Annotated in this window: 1 protein-coding gene; it reads right to left on the bottom strand. The window is 58.8% G+C overall.

What is annotated here, in order from left to right; genetic code table 11:
• A partial coding sequence (locus ACX1DY_RS31485) for a condensation domain-containing protein (protein ID WP_458968054.1) occupies positions 1-533 on the bottom strand: 533 nt, incomplete at its 3' end.
• Positions 534-599: the final 66 nt, after the last annotated feature.

Genomic DNA, 599 nt, shown 5'->3' with positions numbered 1-599 from the left:
GTTTCCAGATTCATCATCTGTTGAACCCGCATTGCCTCACGTTCGACCGCTGTGCTGACGTCCGCTTCCCCCGAGACGTCGCATACATGCAGGCGGAACGCTGGCTCTTCCGTCCCCCGATTCATCTGCACGATCTTCCCTGCTTCTTGCCGGTACACCATCCGCAGCGCATCGTGATGTTCCGCCAGCTTGGCTGCGACTTCCTCCACGAGCATTTCCTGGAAACCGTCCGCGCGGTACAGCATCATCGCCTGATTCCAGTGATGATTTTGCGAGAAATCCTGTTCGAAGAACCAACGCTGGATCGGACTTAGCGCCACTTCGCCTTCCACGGCCCCTGCCTCGGCTGCTGCCTGAGTCGTGGCCTGAACGTAGCCGCTGACTTCCTCGATCGTCGGATGCTTGAACATATCCCGGACAACCAGCTTCAACCCTTCCGCGCTTAACCTCGACACGATCTGGATCGCTTTGATCGAATCACCGCCCAGCTCGAAGAAGTTGTCCCGGATGCCGACCTGTTCGATTCGGAGCACGTCCTGCCAAACCGCCGCCAGCTTCGCTTCAATCTCGCTGCGCGGCGCGACGTATTCACTTCCGGC

This window comes from Paenibacillus sp. BAC0078 (assembly GCF_054483875.1).
Note: the sequence above shows the minus strand (reverse complement) of the source record. Positions and strands in the feature narration are given on the sequence as shown.